This window comes from Streptomyces sp. NPDC088157, assembly GCF_044741545.1.
Lineage (GTDB): Bacteria > Actinomycetota > Actinomycetes > Streptomycetales > Streptomycetaceae > Streptomyces.
In genome coordinates this window covers 582,564-598,702 of the sequence record NZ_JBIUSU010000001.1, presented here as the reverse complement: position 1 = coordinate 598,702, position 16,139 = coordinate 582,564, and the positions used below count along the sequence as shown (strand labels likewise).

Genomic DNA, 16,139 nt, shown 5'->3' with positions numbered 1-16,139 from the left:
GCTGGCTTGTCTACTTCCGCTTGTTACGGCCGCCCTTGTGGGTGCCGTTCTCCGTACCGTTGGTGCTGTCGTACTTCTCGTACGCGTCGACGATACGGCCGACCAGCTTGTGCCGGACGACGTCCTGGGACGACAGGCGGGAGAAGTGGACGTCGTCGAGCCCCTCCAGGATGTCCTGGACCTGACGCAGACCGGACTTGGCGCCGTTCGGCAGGTCGACCTGGGTCACGTCGCCCGTGATCACGATCTTCGATTCGAAGCCGAGCCGGGTGAGGAACATCTTCATCTGCTCGGGGCTCGTGTTCTGGGCCTCGTCAAGAATGATGAAAGCGTCGTTCAGGGTGTTGTGCGTCAGCAGGTGGTCCGTGGTGACGTAGAGGGAGTCCTCGGCGGCCACCTGAATGCATACGGTCTCCTCCCTGCCCGCGGGCTCGATCGAGTCGATGAAGCGCGTTGGGCGCCCGCCGCCTCCGGCCGCGAGGTACTTGTCGCGCTTGCGGGCGAGACGGAAGGGTTCGATGCCTTCGGGGAGGCGGATGTCGAGGATGTGGGCGTCGCGGCGGTGCGCGACGTCCCGGCCCTTCGCGAGGCCCGGCTTTCGGCCGTCGGCCGCCCTGCGGCGGGTGTACGCGACTCCGCCCAGCGACTGCACCAGCGCGATCACGTCGTCGCGGAGCAGGATCGACGTCGTCGTGTACTGGATCCGGCAGGTGCGGTCCTTCTGCGTGACGGGACCGCCGTCGGAGTCGAGAAGGCCCTGGAGGACGGCCAGTCGCACTTCGGCGGAGTTGTATCGGTAGTCGTCCGGAATGAACTTCGAGTACGAGCGCGTGCGCGGCAGGTCCAGCTCGCGCAGAACCCGAGTGACCGGGTTCTCCAGGGTCACGACGTCACCAGGGGACTTGATCCGATTGAGGACGTAGCCCGGCCCGCCCTTGTGCCGCACCGCGACTCCGGGAAGCGCGGCTCCCAGCGCCTCGGCCAGTTCCGGGTCCTCGGTCGCGAAGGACGGCGTGGTGGAACCCGTGAGGCAGCCGTCGCCCAGCAGCAACCCCAGCGCATACGGGTCCATGGGGATGTCGCGCTCAGGGAAGCAGACCGGGCTTGTGAGCATCGGCAACTCGTACCGGCGCGCGTGCGCCGCCCGCAACTTGCCGATCATCTCCTGGGTCTCCAGGACCCGCCAGGGCTTGTCGCGTCGCGCGTCGTCGCGCGTTCTGACCGTCCACAGGTGCTCGCCGCAAGCCAGTGTCCAGGATCCGTCCTGCGCGGTGACACGGTAGATGTCCTTCTCACCCTGCGGGTAGACGCCGAGAACCGGCGTCGGCTCGCCGTTCGAGCCGATGACCAGGTCACCGACCTGAAGGTCACCGATGGGCCGCCAGCCGTCCGGCGTCAGGACGTTGGTGAACCGCGGCTGGGCGCGTCCACGCATGTACGCCAGCGGCGCCACCTCGATCGTCCCGGCCGCCATCAGCTTCGGGATCGAGTCCGGATCGAGCATGTCGTGCAGCGCGTCGTACAGCGGGCGCAGGTAGGGGTCGATCTTCTCGTACAGGGTGCCCGGGAGGAATCCCAGCCGCTCCCCCGCCTCGACCGCCGGGCGGGTCAGGATGATCCGGTTGACCTGCTTGGCCTGGAGGGCCTGGACCGCCTTGGCCATGGCCAGGTAGGTCTTGCCGGTGCCCGCGGGGCCGATGCCGAAGACGATCGTGTGCTTGTCGATCGCGTCGACGTACCGCTTCTGGTTGAGGGTCTTGGGTCTGATGGTGCGACCGCGCGAGGACAGGATGTTCTGTGTCAGAACCTCGGCCGGGGTCTCCTGGCCGTCACTCGTCCCGTTCTCACTCGCCCGCAGCATGGCGATCGAGCGTTCCACTGCGTCCTCCGTCATCGGCTGCCCGGTGCGGAGCACCAGCATCATCTCGTCGAACAGGCGCTGGACGAGAGCGACTTCCCGTGGGTCGCCGACCGCGCTGATCTCATTGCCCCGGACGTGGATGTCGGCCGCCGGGAAGGCCGTCTCGATCACGCGCAGAAGGGAGTCTCCGGATCCCAGCACGGTCACCATGGGGTGCTGGGCGGGAACGGTGAACTCTGCTCTCGCCTTGCCCTGCGCGGGCGTGTGAGCTGTGGGTGTCTGAGTCATAGGCCGGCCCGAAGGCCTCTACGTCCTCCCGGATGCGTCTCGCCTGCCACAAGGGCGGCCTGGCGAGTTCAAGGGTACGCCAGGGGACTGACAACGCCGTAGGGCTTTTCCGGGGTCCCGGTGACCACGGCGAACTAGGCGGAGCGGCCGAAACCGATCGTCGGCACCGCTCTGCGCAGCGGCCACGGGGTGGCCTCCTCCGCCGCCGGGAGCAGGCCGGGGAGCAGGGCGTCCAGGAACGCGTACCGGCGCAGCGCCTCGGGGTCCTGGCTCTCGACCGACTGCACCCTGCGCCACCAGCCGGCGATCTCGGACCAGCCGGGCGCGGAGAGCGAGCCGCCGAACTCCTGCACGGAGAGGGCTGCCGTGAGGCCGGCGAAGGCGAGGCGGTCGGCGAGCGGCCAGTCGGCCAGCGTGCCGGTGACGAAGCCGGCCACGAAGACGTCACCCGCGCCGGTGGGGTCGAGGGCCTCGACGGCGATGGCCGGGACCTCGGCGGACTCGCCGGAGCGCCGGTCCACGGCGTAGGCGCCCTCCGCGCCGAGTGTCACGACCGCGAGCGGTACGTGCTCGGTGAGGGCGTGGGCGGCGGCGCGGGGACAGGTGGCGCCGGTGTAGCGCATGGCCTCCTGCGCGTTCGGCAGGAAGGCCTCGCAGTGCGCCAGGTCGACGAGGCCGGCCAGGTCCCAGGCGCCGGTGTCGTCCCAGCCGACGTCGGCGAAGATGCGGGTGCCGCGAGCCGCGGCCCGCTCGATCCAGGGGGCGCGTCTGCCGGGGGTGAGGGAGGCGACGGCGGCGCGGGCGTGCGGCGGGTGCTCCGGGGCGCCCTCCTGGGCCAGCGCGGCCGCCGGCGGCGGTTCGTGACCGTGGGAGACCATGGTCCGCTCGCCCTCGTAGGCCATCGAGACGGTGACCGGCGAGTGCCAGCCGGGGACCGAGCGCGACGGGGTGAGGTCGATGCCCTCGCCCTGTTCGAGGGCGTCCCAGCAGTACTCGCCGTAGTGGTCGTCCCCGAAGGCCGCCGCGAGGGAGGTGCGCAGGCCGAGCCGGGCGAGCGCGGTGGCCATGTTGGCGACGCCGCCGGGGCTCGAACCCATGCCGCGCGCCCAGGATTCGGTCCCGCGCACCGGGGCGGAGTCGAGCCCGGTGAAGATGATGTCGAGGAAGACGGGCCCGGTGAGGTAGACGTCCCACGGCGGATCGCCGGGCACTCGCCGGGCGGCCAGGGGGTCGACCCGGCCGGCCCGGCAGGTCCGGCCGTCGGTCTGCCCGGTGTTGCCGGTGTGCCGGTGGTGTCCCTCTCCGGTGGACGCGTTGGACGCGGTCACGGTGCGCTCCCTGACGTGGTGCCGATCTGGCCAGTGTGCACCACACCACCGACAACACGGCGTCCGTCACACGCGACGCGAAGACACCGACCCCCCAGGGGTCATGCCCTCACCGCGTCACCAGCGGGGGACGGCCGGGGTGACCCAGTCGGGGTCGGCCACCCGCATGGCCGCCGCGTCGTCGCGCTCGCGCAGGGCGCCGTCGTCGTCGAGCCAGCGCCGGTGCAGGAACCGGAGTTTCTCCCGGTCGAGCCGGACGCCCAGGCCGGGCGCGTCCGACACGGTGACCTTGCCGTCGTCGAAGGTCAGGCGTTCGGTGAGGACGTCCTCCGACTGCCACGGGTAGTGGGAGTCGCAGGCGTGGTGGAGGTTCGGGACGGTGGACGCCACGTGGGTCATGGCGGCCAGTGAGATACCCAGGTGGGTGTTGGAGTGCATGGAGATCCCGACGCCGAACGTCCGGCAGATCGAGGCGAGTTCCCGGGTGTTGCGCAGTCCGCCCCAGTAGTGGTGGTCGGAGAGGACGACCTGCACGGCGTCGCGGGTGAACGCCTCCTTGATCTCGGCGAACGTCGTCACGCACATGTTGGTGGCGAGCGGCACGTCGGTCTTCGCGGCCACCTCGGCCATGGCCGGGGTGCCGAGGGCGGGGTCCTCCAGGTATTCGAGGATGCCGCCGATCTCGTCGGCCACCCTCAGCGAGGTCGGGACGGACCAGGCGCCGTTGGGGTCGAGCCGCAGCGGGTGGCCCGGGAAGGCCTCGGCCAGTGCCCGTACGGCCGCGATCTCCTCGTCCGGCGGGAAGACACCGCCCTTGAGCTTGAAGGAGGTGAAGCCGTAGCGCTCCTTGAAGCGCCGGGCCTGCTCGACGACTCCGGCCGGGTCGACGGCCGCGCCCCAGTCGTCCTTCTCGGCGGAGACCCCCTCGGGGTGGTCGGCCCACTTGTAGAAGAGGTACGCGCTGTACTCGACCGCGTCGCGCACCTTGCCGCCGAGCAGCGCGTGCACGGGCAGGCCCAATGTCTTGCCGAGGGCGTCGAGACCGGCCACTTCGAAGGCGGAGACGACGGACAGGCGCAGCTTGTCGGCGGTCTGGACGCCGCGCAGGCCGCCGACGTCCACCTTCCCGGAGACCCGTGAGCTGTCGACGGCCACCTCGTCGGCGATCGTGAACAGGCCGTTCAGGTCGCTCACCGGGCGGCCGCGCAGTTTCTCGGCGAACGGGCGGGCCAGTTCCAGGTACTTGGTGTCGCCGTACGTCTCACCGACGCCGGTGATCCCGTCCGCCGTCTCGACCTCCACGATGAGCCGGGGCGTGTACGGCTGGTGCACGCCCTGGGTGTTGAGCAGGGGCGGGTCGGCGACCAGGATGGGGGTCAGGCGGACGTCGGTGATCGTGAGGTCGGCGCTCACAGCGCGGCTCCTACGAGGTCGAGGCCGGTGGTCAGAAGGGTCCCGAGTGCGGCGAGGTCGGCGGGCGAGGGGTCGGTGAGCGGCGCTCGGACCGGGCCTACGGGGCGGCCGCGCAGCCGGGCCGCCGCCTTCACCAGGGACACGGCGTAGCCCGGCACCCGGTCGCGGAGCTCGACGAGCGGGACGTAGAAGTCGCGCAGCAGCCTGTCCACCGTCTTGTCGTCGCTGTCGCGCAGCGCGGTGAAGAAGGCGTTCGCGATCTCCGGGGCGAAGGCGTGGACGGCGGAGGAGTAGGCGGGGACGCCCACGGTGGCGTAGGCGCGGGCCTGGATCTCGGCGGTGGCGGCGCCGTTGAAGAAGAGGAAGCCGTCGGGGGCGGCGAGGGTGAGCCGCTGAAGGCGGTCGAGGTCGCTGTGTCCGTCCTTGAGGCCGATGACGGTTGGGATCGCGGCGACGCGCCGCAAGGAGGCCGCGGTGAAGGTGACCTGGCCGCGCTGGTAGGCGATGAGGGGCAGCCGGGTGCGGGCGGCGAGCTGCTCCAGCTGGGCGACGAGTCCGTCCTGCGGGGCGGCGACGAGGTAGTGCGGGAGGACGAGGAGGGCGTCGGCGCCGGCCTCCTGCGCGATGCGGGCGAAGCGGGCGGCCTGGGCCCAGCCGTAGCCGACCCCGGCGACGACCGGCAGCCGGCCGTCCGCCTCCTCCACGGCGATCGTCACCACCTGTCGGTACTCGTCCTCGTCGAGGGAGAAGAACTCGCCGGTGCCGCAGGCGGGGAAGACGGCCCCGGGCGCGGTCGCGATCTGGGCCGCGACATGGGCGCGGAAGCCGTCGGGGTCGAGGGAGCCGTCGTCGTGGAAGCTCGTGAGCGGGAACGACAGCACCCCCTGGGCCATGCCGTCCCGCAGGCGTCGGACCGTGTCCCTGTCGGGGCTCACCCTCGTTCATCTCCCTACATGGATGCCATCTACGTATGAAGATGGAGTTTAGATACGCGAACATCGACCGTCAATGGGCGTGCGCGGCGGCAGGCCTGCCGGATGTGCTCCGCTCGACCCGCACACCCTTACGATCGGCACATGTCGGAGACAGGCGGCGTCCGCGAGGTGAAGTCCGCGGCGCGCACGGTCGAGCTGCTGGAACTGCTCGCGGCGCGCGGCGACCGGCCGGCCCGGCTCCAGGAACTGGCGGACGAGCTGGGCGTGCCCCGCAGCTCGATGTACGCGCTGCTCCAGACCCTGATCGGCCGCGGCTGGGTGCGCACCGACGCGACCGGCTCCCTGTACGGCATCGGCATCCACGCCCTGCTGACCGGCACGAGCTATCTCGACTCCGATCCCCGCGTCCGGCTGGTGCGGCCCTACCTCGACGAGGCGTCCGAGGCGCTGGGCGAGACGATCCACCTGGGGCGGCTGGACGGTCACGGCGTGGCATATCTGGCGACGCGCGAGTCGCACGAGTACCTGCGCACGATCAGCCGGGTCGGGCGGCGGCTCCCGGCGCACGTCGGCGCGCTCGGCAAGGCGCTGCTGGCGCAGCGGCCGGACAGCGAACTGCCCGAGGGACCGTACGAGGCGTTCACCCCGCACTCCCGCACCAGCCGTCAGGCGCTGCTCGCCGACCTCGCCGACGTGCGGGCGCGCGGCTACTCCGTGGACCGCGAGGAGGGCGTCCTCGGCATCGTCGGGTTCGGGTTCGCGCTGCGTTACGACACTCCCGCGCAGGACGCGGTCAGTTGCTCGGTGCCGGTGGCCCGGCTGACGCCCGAGCACGAGGAGCGGATCGTCGTGGTGATGCGGGAGATCCGGGCGAAGATCGAGGCGACGGCACCGGGCTTCGGCGGCGCCCCCGACTGGCGTTAGCGCCCGCGGCTACCCGGTCTGCCGTACGGCAGACCGCAGGGGCCTGTCCCGCCGGGACGGGTCCTGGTGCGTGTCCGACAGTTCCCGTCGGGCGGGCGAAGCGCGGCACGGCACCTCGCCCGCGTAGTCGCACGACCCGAGTACGCCCAGTACGCGGGTCGTCCTCCGCCTCGCGACGCACCGCACCGGACGCCGCCCGCCGATCCGACGCGAATGGTCGGACACGGCCTAGAACTGGCCTAGAACGTGTAGGCGTCGACCTCCGCGAGATACCGCGCCCGCCGCTCCTCGTCGTCCTCCAGGAAGGAGGCGACGAAGGAGTTGCGGGCCAGCTCGCGCAGCCGCTCCTCGCCCAGGCCCAGGGCGGCGCCCACCGCGTCGAAGTTGTCGCCGGCGTAGCCGCCGAAATAGGCGGGGTCGTCGGAGTTGACCGTGCACAGCAGCCCGGCGTCGAGCATGGCCGGCAGCGGATGGTCGGCGAGGACGTCGACGGTCCGCAGTCGTACGTTGGACAGCGGGCACAGCGTCAGCGGGATCCGCTCCCGAACCAGCCGCTCGACGAGGGCCGGGTCCTCCATGCACCTGAGCCCGTGGTCGACGCGCTCCACGCCCAGCACGTCCAGGGCCTCGGTGATGTACTCCGGCGGACCCTCCTCACCGGCGTGTGCGACCCGCCGCAGCCCGAGGGCGGCCGCCGCCTCGTACACCTCGCGGAACTTCACCGGCGGATGCCCGACCTCGGCGGAGTCCAGCCCCACCCCGGTGATCCGGTCGAGGTAGGGCCCCGCGGCCTCCAGGGTCTCCAGCGCCGACTCGGCGGACTCGTCGCGCAGGAAGCAGAGGATCAGGCGCGTCGAGATGCCGTGGCGGGCCTCACTGCTGCCCAGCGCGCGCCAGAGCCCGTTCACGACCGTGCCCATGCCGATCCCCCGGGCGAGGTGGGCCTGCGGGTCGAAGAAGATCTCCGCGTGCCGCACGCCCTGCGCGGCGGCCCGGGCAAGGTAGGCGTCCGCCAGGTCCTCGAAGTCCCGCTCGGTGCGCAGAACCGCCATGAGCTCGTAGTACAGGTTCAGGAAGGACTGGAGGTCCTCGAACTGATACGCCTTGCGGAGCTCGTCCGTGTCGGCGTACGGCAGCGCGACCCCGTTGCGGGCGGCCAGCTCGAAAGCCAGCTCGGGCTCCAGGGTTCCTTCGATGTGCAGGTGCAGTTCAGCTTTGGGGAGGGGCATCAAAGCATCGTACGACCGCTTTAGCGCCGTTTCGGAACCGGCACCCGCAGGAGGTCGTGCGCCACGGTCAGCTCGCCCTCGAACCCGGCCGCCCGCGCCTGCCGCTCGAACTCCTCGGGCTCGGAGTAGCGCTGGCTGAAGTGGGTGAGGACCAGATGCCGCACTCCGGCGTCGTGCGCGACCCGCGCCGCCTGACCGGCGGTCAGATGACCGTGGTCGACGGCGAGTCCCTCGTCCGCGTCGAGAAACGTCGACTCGATGACGAGCAGGTCGGCGCCGTCGGCGAGCGCGTGCACCCCGTCGCACAGCCGGGTGTCCATGACGAACGCGAACCGCTGTCCGCGCCGCACCTCGCTCACCTCGTCCAGCGACACCCCGCCGACCGAGCCCTCGCGCTGGATCCGGCCGACGTCCGGCCCCTTGATGCCGTGCGCGGCCAGCCGCTCGGGCAGCATACGGCGGCCGTCGGGCTCGACGATCCGGTAGCCGTAGGACTCGACGGGGTGCGAGAGCCTGGCGGCTTCGAGCCGGTAGGACGCGGTGGTGGCGAGGACCCCGTCCGCGTCGACCGGGGCCTCGGTGATGCCGACGGTCTCGCGGTAGGCGGTGGAGTGGCGCAGCCGGTCGAAGAAGCGCTGCCCGGAGCGCGGGAAGTGGGCGGTGACCGGGTGCGGCACCTGGTCCAGGTTGATGCGCTGGATCACACCGGCGAGGCCGAGCGAGTGGTCGCCGTGGAAGTGCGTGACACATATCCGGTTGAGGTCGTGCGCGGCGACCCCGGCGCGCAGCATCTGGCGCTGGGTGCCCTCCCCCGGGTCGAAGAGGATGCCCTCGCCGTCCCAGCGCAGGAGGTAGCCGTTGTGGTTGCGATGCCGGGTCGGGACCTGGCTGGCGGTGCCGAGGACCACCAGTTCACGTACGGACACGGCGGCCTATCCGGGGGGCCAGTGCAGCCCGCGGCCGCCGACGACGTGCGCGTGGGCGTGCCAGACGGTCTGGCCGGCGCCGGTCCCGGTGTTGAAGACGATGCGGTAGCTCTCCAGCCTGTCCAGGTCGGCGACCGCCTGTGTCTCGCGCAGGACGTCGGCGGCGAGTTCCGGCGCGCCGGCGGCGAGGGCGGCGGCGTCCCGGTAGTGCGCCTTCGGGATCACCAGGACGTGGGTGGGCGCCTGGGGGTTGATGTCCCGGAAGGCGATGGTCGTCGCGGTCTCCCGCACGATCGTCGCCGGGACGGCCCCCGCGACGATCTTGCAGAACAGACAGTCGTCCTGCGCTTCCCCTGCCATGCGGGCTCCTCCTCGGACGGTTGATCAGTACGGGGGCATGGTAGCGGGGGGTGCGTTGTTCCAGCCTGTCCGGCGCTTGAGGACGAGGCCGTTCAGGCCGGAGTGGGCGGCTGGAGCGGCAGCCCCGGGGACCTCCGTGAGGGAGGTGGCTCCCCGTGGGACGACCGTGAGGGAGGTGGCAGCCCCCGATGGCCGGTCGCCTCGACTCCGGGCGGGCTATGACCCCGGTAGCAGCGGAGGCGTCTTCGCCGGCGTCTCCCGCAGAGCGGCGAGCGCCAGCGACACCGCCTCGTCCAGCTGGACGTCCCGCCCGGCCGCGTGGTCCTGCGGAGCACAGACAACCTCGACATCCGGATCGACGCCGTGGTTCTCCACACCCCACTCGTACCCCTCCAGCCAGAACGCGTACTTGGGCTGGGTGACGAGCGTCCCGTCGACCAGCCGGTACCGGCTGTCGATGCCGATCGTCCCGCCCCACGTACGCGTGCCCACCACCGGCCCGATCCCGAGCGCCTTGATCGCCGCGTTGACGATGTCCCCGTCGGACCCGGAGAACTCGTTGGCGACGGCGACGACGGGGCCCCGGGGCGCGTCCTCCGGATAGCTGGACGCCCGCATCCCGCGCGGCAGGTCCCAGCCGACGATGCGGCGGGCGAGCTTCTCGACGACCAGCTGGGAGGTGTGCCCGCCCCGGTTCTCCCGGACGTCCACGATCAGCCCCTCCCGCGCGACCTCCACCCGTAGGTCACGGTGGATCTGGGCCCACCCCGGCGCCTGCATGTCGGGCACGTGCAGATACCCGAGCCGGCCGCCGGAGGCCTCGTGCACGTACGCCCGCCGGTCGGAGACCCAGTCGTGGTAGCGCAGCGCCTCCTCGTCCGCGACGGGGACGACGACGGCATGCCTCGGCTCGCCCCCGCCGGACGGCGAGATCGTCAGCTCGACGACCCTGCCCGCGGTGCCGACGAGCAGCGGTCCGGGCCCGGTGACCGGGTCCACCTGCTGCCCGCCGACGGCGACGATCGCGTCACCGGCCCGCACCGCGACGCCGGGTGCGGCGAGCGGGGAGCGCGCGTCGGGGTCGGAGGTCTCCGAGGGCAGAATCCGGTCGATGCGCCAACCGCCGTCGGCGTGACGGGAGATGTCCGCGCCCAGCAGGCCCTGCCGGGCACCGCCGCCATGGCCGCCGCGCGGTGTGACGTAGGCGTGCGAGGTGCCGAGTTCGCCGTGCACCTCCCACAGCAGGTCGACGAGGTCGTCGTGGGTCGCGACCCGCTCCAGCACGGGCCGGTAGCGGTCGAGGACGCCGTCCCAGTCGACCCCGCCGAGATCGGGCCGCCAGAAGTTGTCCCGCATGATCCGGCCGGTCTCGTCGTACATCTGACGCCACTCGGCGGCCGGGTCGACGCTGCGCCGGACCCGGCCGAGGTCGACGGTGATGTTGGTGTCGCCGTCCTCGTCGCCGGAGGCGCGCCGGTCGCTCGGGACGACCTTGAGCTTGCCGTCGGTCCACAGCAGCAGCCGCTTGCCGTCGCCGCTGACCTCGAAGCCGTCGGCGTCGGAGGCGAGGTGCTCGACGCGCTGCTGGGCGAGGTCGTAGCGCTCCAGTTCGGTGTGCGGGTCGGGGTCGTCCGGGGTGGCCCGGGAGGCGCCGAGGACACCGCGTACGGGGTGCCGCAGCCACAGCACTCCGTCCTTCGCCGCGGCGAGGCCGGAGTACCGGCCGGCCTCCACCGGGAAGGGGACTATCCGGTCGGCGAGGCCTTCGAGGTCGATCCGGGTGGTCGGGGTGCCCTCGCTGTCGGGCGTCTCGTCCTTGTCGGGGGCCTCGAAGGGCTTGCCGTGCCGCTGCGGGCCGAAGGGGGACGGCGTCGTCGCCGCGAGGGTGATCAGGTGTGGGCGGGCGCCGGCCACGAAGGAGAGGTCGAAGACGTGCTCGTCGTAGACCGGGTCGAAGGCGCGCGCGGAGAGGAACGCGAGGTGCTTGCCGTCGAGGGTGAACGCGGGCGCGTAGTCCCGGAAGCGCAGCGGGGTCGCCTCGGTGACCGACAGGTCGGTGACGTTGGCGAGCTTGAGCTGGCTGAGCGGGCGCGGCCCGGGGTGCGACCAGGCAAGCCATGCCGAGTCGGGCGAGAAGACCAGGTCGGACACCTCGCCGTCGGGGCTGCTGTCGACCTCGCGGACCTCGCCGGTCTCCCGCTCGACGAGCAGCAGCCGTCCGTCGTGCGCGGCGACGGCGGCCCGGCTGCCGTCGGGCGCCATGGCGAGCTCCAGGACTCGGCCGAGCCGTCCGGCGGCGAGCCGGCGCGGAGTGGCGCCGAGGGCCTGGCCGGTGGCCGGGGCGAACTCCAGCGCGTCCTCCCCCTCCGCGTCCGTCACCCACACGACCCACTCCTCGCCCTCCGCGCGGAAGGTGCGCGGCAGCCGGGCTCGGACGCCGGGCTCGGCGGCGAGCGCGCGGGCGGGTCCGCTGCGGTGGGTCACCCAGTGCACGGCTCCGCGCACCTCCACGGCGCTGCCGCGCGCGGTGTGGTCGGGCGCGGCCCCGCCCAGCCACCGGGAGGCGGCCACCGGGTACGGGCGGCGGTCGGTGCGCTGCCCGCCGAGGCGGACGTCGAGGCGGCGTGGTTCGGCGCCGTCCAGGTCGTCGAGGAGCCACAGCTCGCCCGCGGACATGTACACGACCCGGGTACCGTCACCGGCGGCGTGCCGGGCGTAGAACCCTTCGAGCGGGGTGTGCCGCCGCAGGTCGGACCCGTCGGCGAGGGACGAGTACAGGGCTCCCGTGCCCTCGTGATCGGACAGGAACGCCAGCCTCTCCCCCTCTCGGCTTCGCTCGAGCGGGGGGACCCCCGTCCCCGCCCACACGGGGTATTCGATGTTGCCGTCCAGTTGCTCGTGCAGCCGGACGAACTCCCCGTCGCCCTCCCGGTCGATCCACAACTTGCCCGCCGTACCGCCCCGGTAGCGCTTCCAGTGGGCGGCCTCGCGCCCCATCGGCGCGGACAGCAGCACGGTGTGCGGGCCGTGCGCGACCGTGCCGACCGGCCCGTAGGGCAGGGTCGTCGCCGGTCCGCCGTCCACGGGGACGGCCCGTGCCCAGCTGCGGCGCAGGGTCGCCTGGCCGTAGGTGCTGACGGCGAGGACCTGGCCGTCGGGGGTCCAGCCGCGCACCCGGGTCTGCCCGCTGCCCCAGTACGTCAGCCGGGTCGACGGGCCGCCGTCGACGGGGGCGATGTGCACCTCTGGGGCGCCGTCGCGGGTCGAGGTCCAGGCGACGGTGGTGCCGTCGGGCGAGATACGCGGCAGGGTGACCGGCACGTTGTCGGCGCTGACGCGCCAGGCGCGGCCGCCGTCGAGCGGGGCCAGCCACACGTCGTCCTCGGCGGCGAAGGCCACCAACTCGCCGTGCAGGTGGGGGTATCGGAGGTATGCGGCAGGCGTCGCGGACTGTGTCACCGGATCACTGTATGCAAGGGCGGGACCGCAGGTCAGGGGTTTCGATCACTTTCCCGCGCCGCCCCCGCCGCCGTCCCTGCCCACGGTCTCGGTGACGGTGACGGTGACGGTGACCGTCGGCCGGGCGCCGGGCCGGGCCGAGCCGGACGGGTTGACCGGCGAGGGCGTCGCGGACTTGCAGTCACCGAGTCCGCTCACCCGGAACAACTGTTTCCTGCCGACGACAGCGGTGAGATCCCCGCGTACACAGGCCCCGTCGACCGCCCGCGCGACCTGACCCTTGACCGTGATGTCCCGCCCGTCGGCGGTCTTCCCCTGGCAGTCCACGGAGGCGACGGTCCCCGCCTTCTCCTGGCCCTTGTACTGAGCCGTGCAGGTCAGCCAGCGCACGTCCACGTCCCGCCGCTGGATCTCGGCCGTCGCGGCCTCGTCGGTGGTGTACGCCACGGACATGGTGCTCAGCCCGCCCGGCTCGCATGCCACGACCCCGATCGCCGCCCCGGCCACCACCGGGAGAAGCCAAATACGCCTCAATGCCCCCATGGGGGGCAGCGTGCCACTCGGGCGCGCGGCGCGGTAGCCCGTATGCGGTCACATTCCGCGCGGGTTCTACCGTGGACGCATGAACGACAAACGCCGCCGGAGAACCCTCGTCGTGGACGAGTCGACCACCTATGTGTGGACGGTCCGCCACCGGCACGGGGACGGGCAGCCGTGCCAGGAGGTCCTCACCCTGCACCGGGACGGCGTGCGCACCCACCTCGTCTTCCAGGCCGGTGAAGGACGTTACGTGGGCAGCGTCGCATACGGGCACAGCGGCGGGGTCGGCGACCGCCACCATCACCTCAACCTCAACAGACCCGGTGTGGTGCGCGCCTTCGTCGACGAGGCCGCCCGACGGGAACTGCTGCCGTTGAACGGGGAGTTGGACGGCTGGGAGCTGTTCACCGCCGTCGCACTCAGCCAAGCAGCAGCAGCCACTCCTGAAGTTCCACCAGATTGCCCTCCGGGTCCTTGAGGTGGGCGACGCGCATCCGGTCGGTCATCGGGGCGGGGCCGTGGATCAGGGTGGCGCCCCGGGCGGTGATCCGCGCACAGGTGGCGTCCAGGTCGTCGACGCGCAGGGCCACCAGGGAGCGGTGCCCGTTCGCCGTGTCGCCCAGTTCACCGAGCACCCGCGCCATCATCGCGCGGTCCTGGATGGCGATCCCCGTCGAGCCGGTCGCGGGAGAGAACTTCTCGTACGGTCCCCGCTCCGCCCCCGACTGCGGCTTGAGGCCGAGGACGTCGGCGTAGAAGTGATAGCAGGCGGCGAAGTCGGTGACCAGCAGCCTTACCTGGGCGAATTCCACGGTGTACTCCCAAAGGGCGGGCCGACGTGGGTCAGGACCAACGGCCGGTCCTGCCCAGGATCAGGGACGCGGCCGCCGTACCGGCGGTCGAGGTGCGCAGGACGCTCCGCCCGAGCCGGTACGCCTTGGCGCCCGCCTCCTCGAAGAGCGCCAACTCGTCCGGCGAGACGCCCCCTTCGGGTCCCACGACCAGCACGATCTCGCCCTGGGCGGGGAGTTCGGCGGTGGCGAGGGGCGCACTGCCGTAGTCGCGGTCCTCGTGCAGGACGGCGGCGAAGTCGGCCCCGGCGAGCAGTGCCGCCACCTGCCGGGACGTCGACGCGTCGGCGACCTCGGGGAAGCGGACCCGGCGGGACTGCTTGCCGGCCTCCCGGGCGGTGGCCCGCCACTTGGCGAGCGCCTTCGCGCCGCGCTCGCCCTTCCACTGGGTGACGCAGCGCGAGGCGGCCCACGGCACGATCGCGTCGACGCCGGTCTCGGTCATCGTCTCGACGGCCAGCTCGCCCCGGTCACCCTTGGGCAGTGCCTGGACGACGGTGATCCGGGGCGCCTCGGCGGCCTCCTCGATCACCTCCGCCAGGCTCACCACCAGCCGGTCCTTGCCCTCGGCGGCGACGACCTCGCCCCGGGCCCAGTGTCCGGCGCCGTCGGTGAGGACGACCTCCTCGCCGGTCCGCAGCCGCTTCACGGAGACGGCGTGCCGGCCCTCGGGACCGTCCAGCACGAACGTGGAGCGGGAGGCGGGGAGTTCGTCGACGACGAAGACGGGCGCGGTCATGAGAGACCGCCGTCACCGGCCGGGAACTCCGACAACGCTGTCCGCGCCGCGGCGAGTTCGGACACCAGGACCTGCACGAGCTGTCCGGCGGGCAGCTCGCGGGCCAGCCGGTGGCCCTGTCCCGCCCACAGCGCCATGCCCTGCGCGTCGCCCGCCTGGGCGGCCGCCTTGCGCAGCGGCGCGGTCAGGTGGTGGACCTCCGGGTAGGCGGCGGGCGCGTACGGGCCGTGCTCGCGCAGGAAGCGGTTGACCAGGCCGCGGGCGGGGCGGCCGGAGAAGGCGCGGGTCAGTTCGGTGCGCACGAAGAGGGGGTTGGTCAGCGCCTGCTTGTGCACGGCGTGCGCGCCGGACTCGGCCGTGGCGAGGAACGCGGTGCCCAGCTGGGCCGCGCTCGCGCCGGCCGCGAGGACCGCGGCGATCTGGCTGCCGCTCATCAGCCCGCCCGCGGCGACGAGCGGCAGGTTCACGGCCTCGCGGACCTGGGCGATCAGCGCGAGCAGCCCGATGCCGCAGCCGTCGGTCTCGGGGTTGTCCCGGTGGGTGCCCTGGTGCCCGCCGGCCTCCACGCCCTGCACGATCACCGCGTCCGCGCCGGCCCGCTGCACCGCGAGGGCCTCCTCGGTGGTGGTCGCCGTGACCAGGGTGAACGTTCCGGCCCGCCGGAGGGACTCCAGCACATCGCCGCTCGGGACGCCGAAGTGGAACGACACCACCGGCACCGGGTTGTCCAGCAGCACCGCGAGCTTGGCGTCGTAGCCGTCGTCGCGGCCGCTGTCCGGGTCGCCGAGCTCGGTCTCGTACCATGCGGCCTCACCGGCCAGCTGGTGGGCGTAGACCTCGACGGCCCCCGCAGCGGGGGGCGCGGCGTTGGCCGCTCCGGTGGAGCCGGTGCTCGCACCGGGGTACTCGGGCTGCGGCATGAAGAGGTTGACGCCGAAGGGGCGGGTGGTGAGGCTCCGCAGCTGCTTGATCTCCTGGTACAGGCCGTCGGCCGTCTTGTACCCGGCGGCCAGGAATCCGAGCCCGCCGGCCTCGCACACGGCGGCCGCGAGCCGCGGGAGGGAGACACCGCCCGCCATGGGGGCCTGCACGATCGGATGAGGGAAGAGATCGGTCAGTGCGGAGGACATGACGGCATGTTGTCACGTCCTCCGAACAAGTCCGAATCCACCCTTCCCCTCGGCATGTGCCAGCACTTTCAAGCACCGGCGCGCACCCCTCGGCCCGTCCGGGCCCCCTCCGGGGAGCTTGAGGACGAGGCCCTTTCGGGGCCGAAGCGGGGCTCT

At 72.4% G+C, this 16,139-nt stretch carries 14 protein-coding genes; 2 read left to right on the top strand and 12 right to left on the bottom strand.

The window, feature by feature from the left end:
• Nucleotides 1–10: 10 nt before the first annotated feature.
• The 4 genes from ACIPFH_RS02505 to ACIPFH_RS02490 all read right to left on the bottom strand — a co-directional run bounded on the left by ACIPFH_RS02505 (nt 11) and on the right by ACIPFH_RS02490 (nt 5,825).
• Complete coding sequence (locus ACIPFH_RS02505; protein WP_401822270.1) at nt 11–2,149, bottom strand: PhoH family protein; 2,139 nt, start codon at nt 2,147–2,149, stop codon at nt 11–13.
• A 134-nt stretch (nt 2,150–2,283) separates the two neighbouring features.
• Nucleotides 2,284–3,477: a carbohydrate kinase family protein gene (locus ACIPFH_RS02500; protein WP_401822268.1), complete on the bottom strand. Its 1,194-nt coding sequence runs from the start codon at nt 3,475–3,477 to the stop codon at nt 2,284–2,286.
• A 117-nt stretch (nt 3,478–3,594) separates the two neighbouring features.
• Nucleotides 3,595–4,890 carry a glucarate dehydratase family protein gene (locus ACIPFH_RS02495; protein ID WP_401822266.1) on the bottom strand — a complete coding sequence of 432 codons (1,296 nt, stop codon included), beginning with the start codon at nt 4,888–4,890 and terminating at the stop codon, nt 3,595–3,597.
• Nucleotides 4,887–5,825, bottom strand: a complete 939-nt coding sequence (locus ACIPFH_RS02490) for a 5-dehydro-4-deoxyglucarate dehydratase (protein WP_401822263.1) — start codon at nt 5,823–5,825, stop codon at nt 4,887–4,889. The genes ACIPFH_RS02495 and ACIPFH_RS02490 overlap by 4 nt, the downstream gene beginning before the upstream one ends.
• A gap of 141 nt (nt 5,826–5,966) precedes the next feature.
• Here ACIPFH_RS02490 and ACIPFH_RS02485 point away from each other — a divergent pair, with 141 nt between their 5' ends.
• Nucleotides 5,967–6,749, top strand: coding sequence for an IclR family transcriptional regulator (locus tag ACIPFH_RS02485; RefSeq protein WP_356249296.1), 783 nt, complete (start codon nt 5,967–5,969; stop codon nt 6,747–6,749).
• A gap of 239 nt (nt 6,750–6,988) precedes the next feature.
• Here the strand turns inward: ACIPFH_RS02485 and ACIPFH_RS02480 are convergent, their stop codons facing one another.
• From ACIPFH_RS02480 to ACIPFH_RS02460, 5 genes are all read right to left on the bottom strand, one after another.
• Nucleotides 6,989–7,978: an adenosine deaminase gene (locus tag ACIPFH_RS02480; protein WP_401822262.1), complete on the bottom strand. Its 990-nt coding sequence runs from the start codon at nt 7,976–7,978 to the stop codon at nt 6,989–6,991.
• A 20-nt stretch (nt 7,979–7,998) separates the two neighbouring features.
• Entirely contained in the window at nt 7,999–8,904 is a 906-nt protein-coding gene (locus ACIPFH_RS02475; RefSeq protein WP_401822261.1) for a ribonuclease Z, read from the bottom strand.
• A 6-nt stretch (nt 8,905–8,910) separates the two neighbouring features.
• A complete protein-coding gene (locus ACIPFH_RS02470; protein ID WP_356249302.1) occupies nt 8,911–9,264 on the bottom strand; it encodes an HIT domain-containing protein in 354 nt (117 codons plus the stop codon).
• A 216-nt stretch (nt 9,265–9,480) separates the two neighbouring features.
• A complete protein-coding gene (locus ACIPFH_RS02465; protein ID WP_401822259.1) occupies nt 9,481–12,723 on the bottom strand; it encodes a S41 family peptidase in 3,243 nt (1,080 codons plus the stop codon).
• Between the two features lie 45 nt (nt 12,724–12,768).
• On the bottom strand, nt 12,769–13,266 hold the full coding sequence (locus ACIPFH_RS02460; RefSeq protein WP_356249306.1) for a hypothetical protein: 498 nt from the start codon (nt 13,264–13,266) through the stop codon (nt 12,769–12,771).
• Nucleotides 13,267–13,345: 79 nt separating this feature from the next.
• Here ACIPFH_RS02460 and ACIPFH_RS02455 point away from each other — a divergent pair, with 79 nt between their 5' ends.
• Nucleotides 13,346–13,741 carry a hypothetical protein gene (locus ACIPFH_RS02455; protein WP_401822256.1) on the top strand — a complete coding sequence of 132 codons (396 nt, stop codon included), beginning with the start codon at nt 13,346–13,348 and terminating at the stop codon, nt 13,739–13,741.
• Here ACIPFH_RS02455 and ACIPFH_RS02450 read toward each other — a convergent pair.
• Genes ACIPFH_RS02450 through ACIPFH_RS02440 form a run of 3 tightly spaced genes read right to left on the bottom strand, consistent with a single transcriptional unit; the run spans nt 13,683 to nt 15,983 of the window.
• Nucleotides 13,683–14,075, bottom strand: coding sequence for a VOC family protein (locus ACIPFH_RS02450; protein ID WP_401822254.1), 393 nt, complete (start codon nt 14,073–14,075; stop codon nt 13,683–13,685). The two genes, ACIPFH_RS02455 and ACIPFH_RS02450, sit on opposite strands and share 59 nt — an antisense overlap.
• 31 nt (nt 14,076–14,106) lie before the next feature.
• Nucleotides 14,107–14,853: a 16S rRNA (uracil(1498)-N(3))-methyltransferase gene (locus ACIPFH_RS02445; protein ID WP_401822252.1), complete on the bottom strand. Its 747-nt coding sequence runs from the start codon at nt 14,851–14,853 to the stop codon at nt 14,107–14,109.
• The gene (locus ACIPFH_RS02440; RefSeq protein ID WP_401822251.1) at nt 14,850–15,983 is read right to left on the bottom strand and encodes a nitronate monooxygenase; all 1,134 of its coding nucleotides are present in this window, start codon (nt 15,981–15,983) and stop codon (nt 14,850–14,852) included. The genes ACIPFH_RS02445 and ACIPFH_RS02440 overlap by 4 nt, the downstream gene beginning before the upstream one ends.
• Nucleotides 15,984–16,139: the final 156 nt, after the last annotated feature.

Coding starts and splice junctions, on each gene's coding strand:
- ACIPFH_RS02505 (WP_401822270.1), bottom strand. CDS start 2,149: ATGACTCAGACACCCACAGCTCACACGCCCGCGCAGGGCAAGGCGAGA.
- ACIPFH_RS02485 (WP_356249296.1), top strand. CDS start 5,967: ATGTCGGAGACAGGCGGCGTCCGCGAGGTGAAGTCCGCGGCGCGCACG.
- ACIPFH_RS02480 (WP_401822262.1), bottom strand. CDS start 7,978: ATGCCCCTCCCCAAAGCTGAACTGCACCTGCACATCGAAGGAACCCTG.
- ACIPFH_RS02470 (WP_356249302.1), bottom strand. CDS start 9,264: ATGGCAGGGGAAGCGCAGGACGACTGTCTGTTCTGCAAGATCGTCGCG.
- ACIPFH_RS02460 (WP_356249306.1), bottom strand. CDS start 13,266: ATGGGGGCATTGAGGCGTATTTGGCTTCTCCCGGTGGTGGCCGGGGCG.
- ACIPFH_RS02455 (WP_401822256.1), top strand. CDS start 13,346: ATGAACGACAAACGCCGCCGGAGAACCCTCGTCGTGGACGAGTCGACC.
- ACIPFH_RS02445 (WP_401822252.1), bottom strand. CDS start 14,853: ATGACCGCGCCCGTCTTCGTCGTCGACGAACTCCCCGCCTCCCGCTCC.
- ACIPFH_RS02440 (WP_401822251.1), bottom strand. CDS start 15,983: ATGTCCTCCGCACTGACCGATCTCTTCCCTCATCCGATCGTGCAGGCC.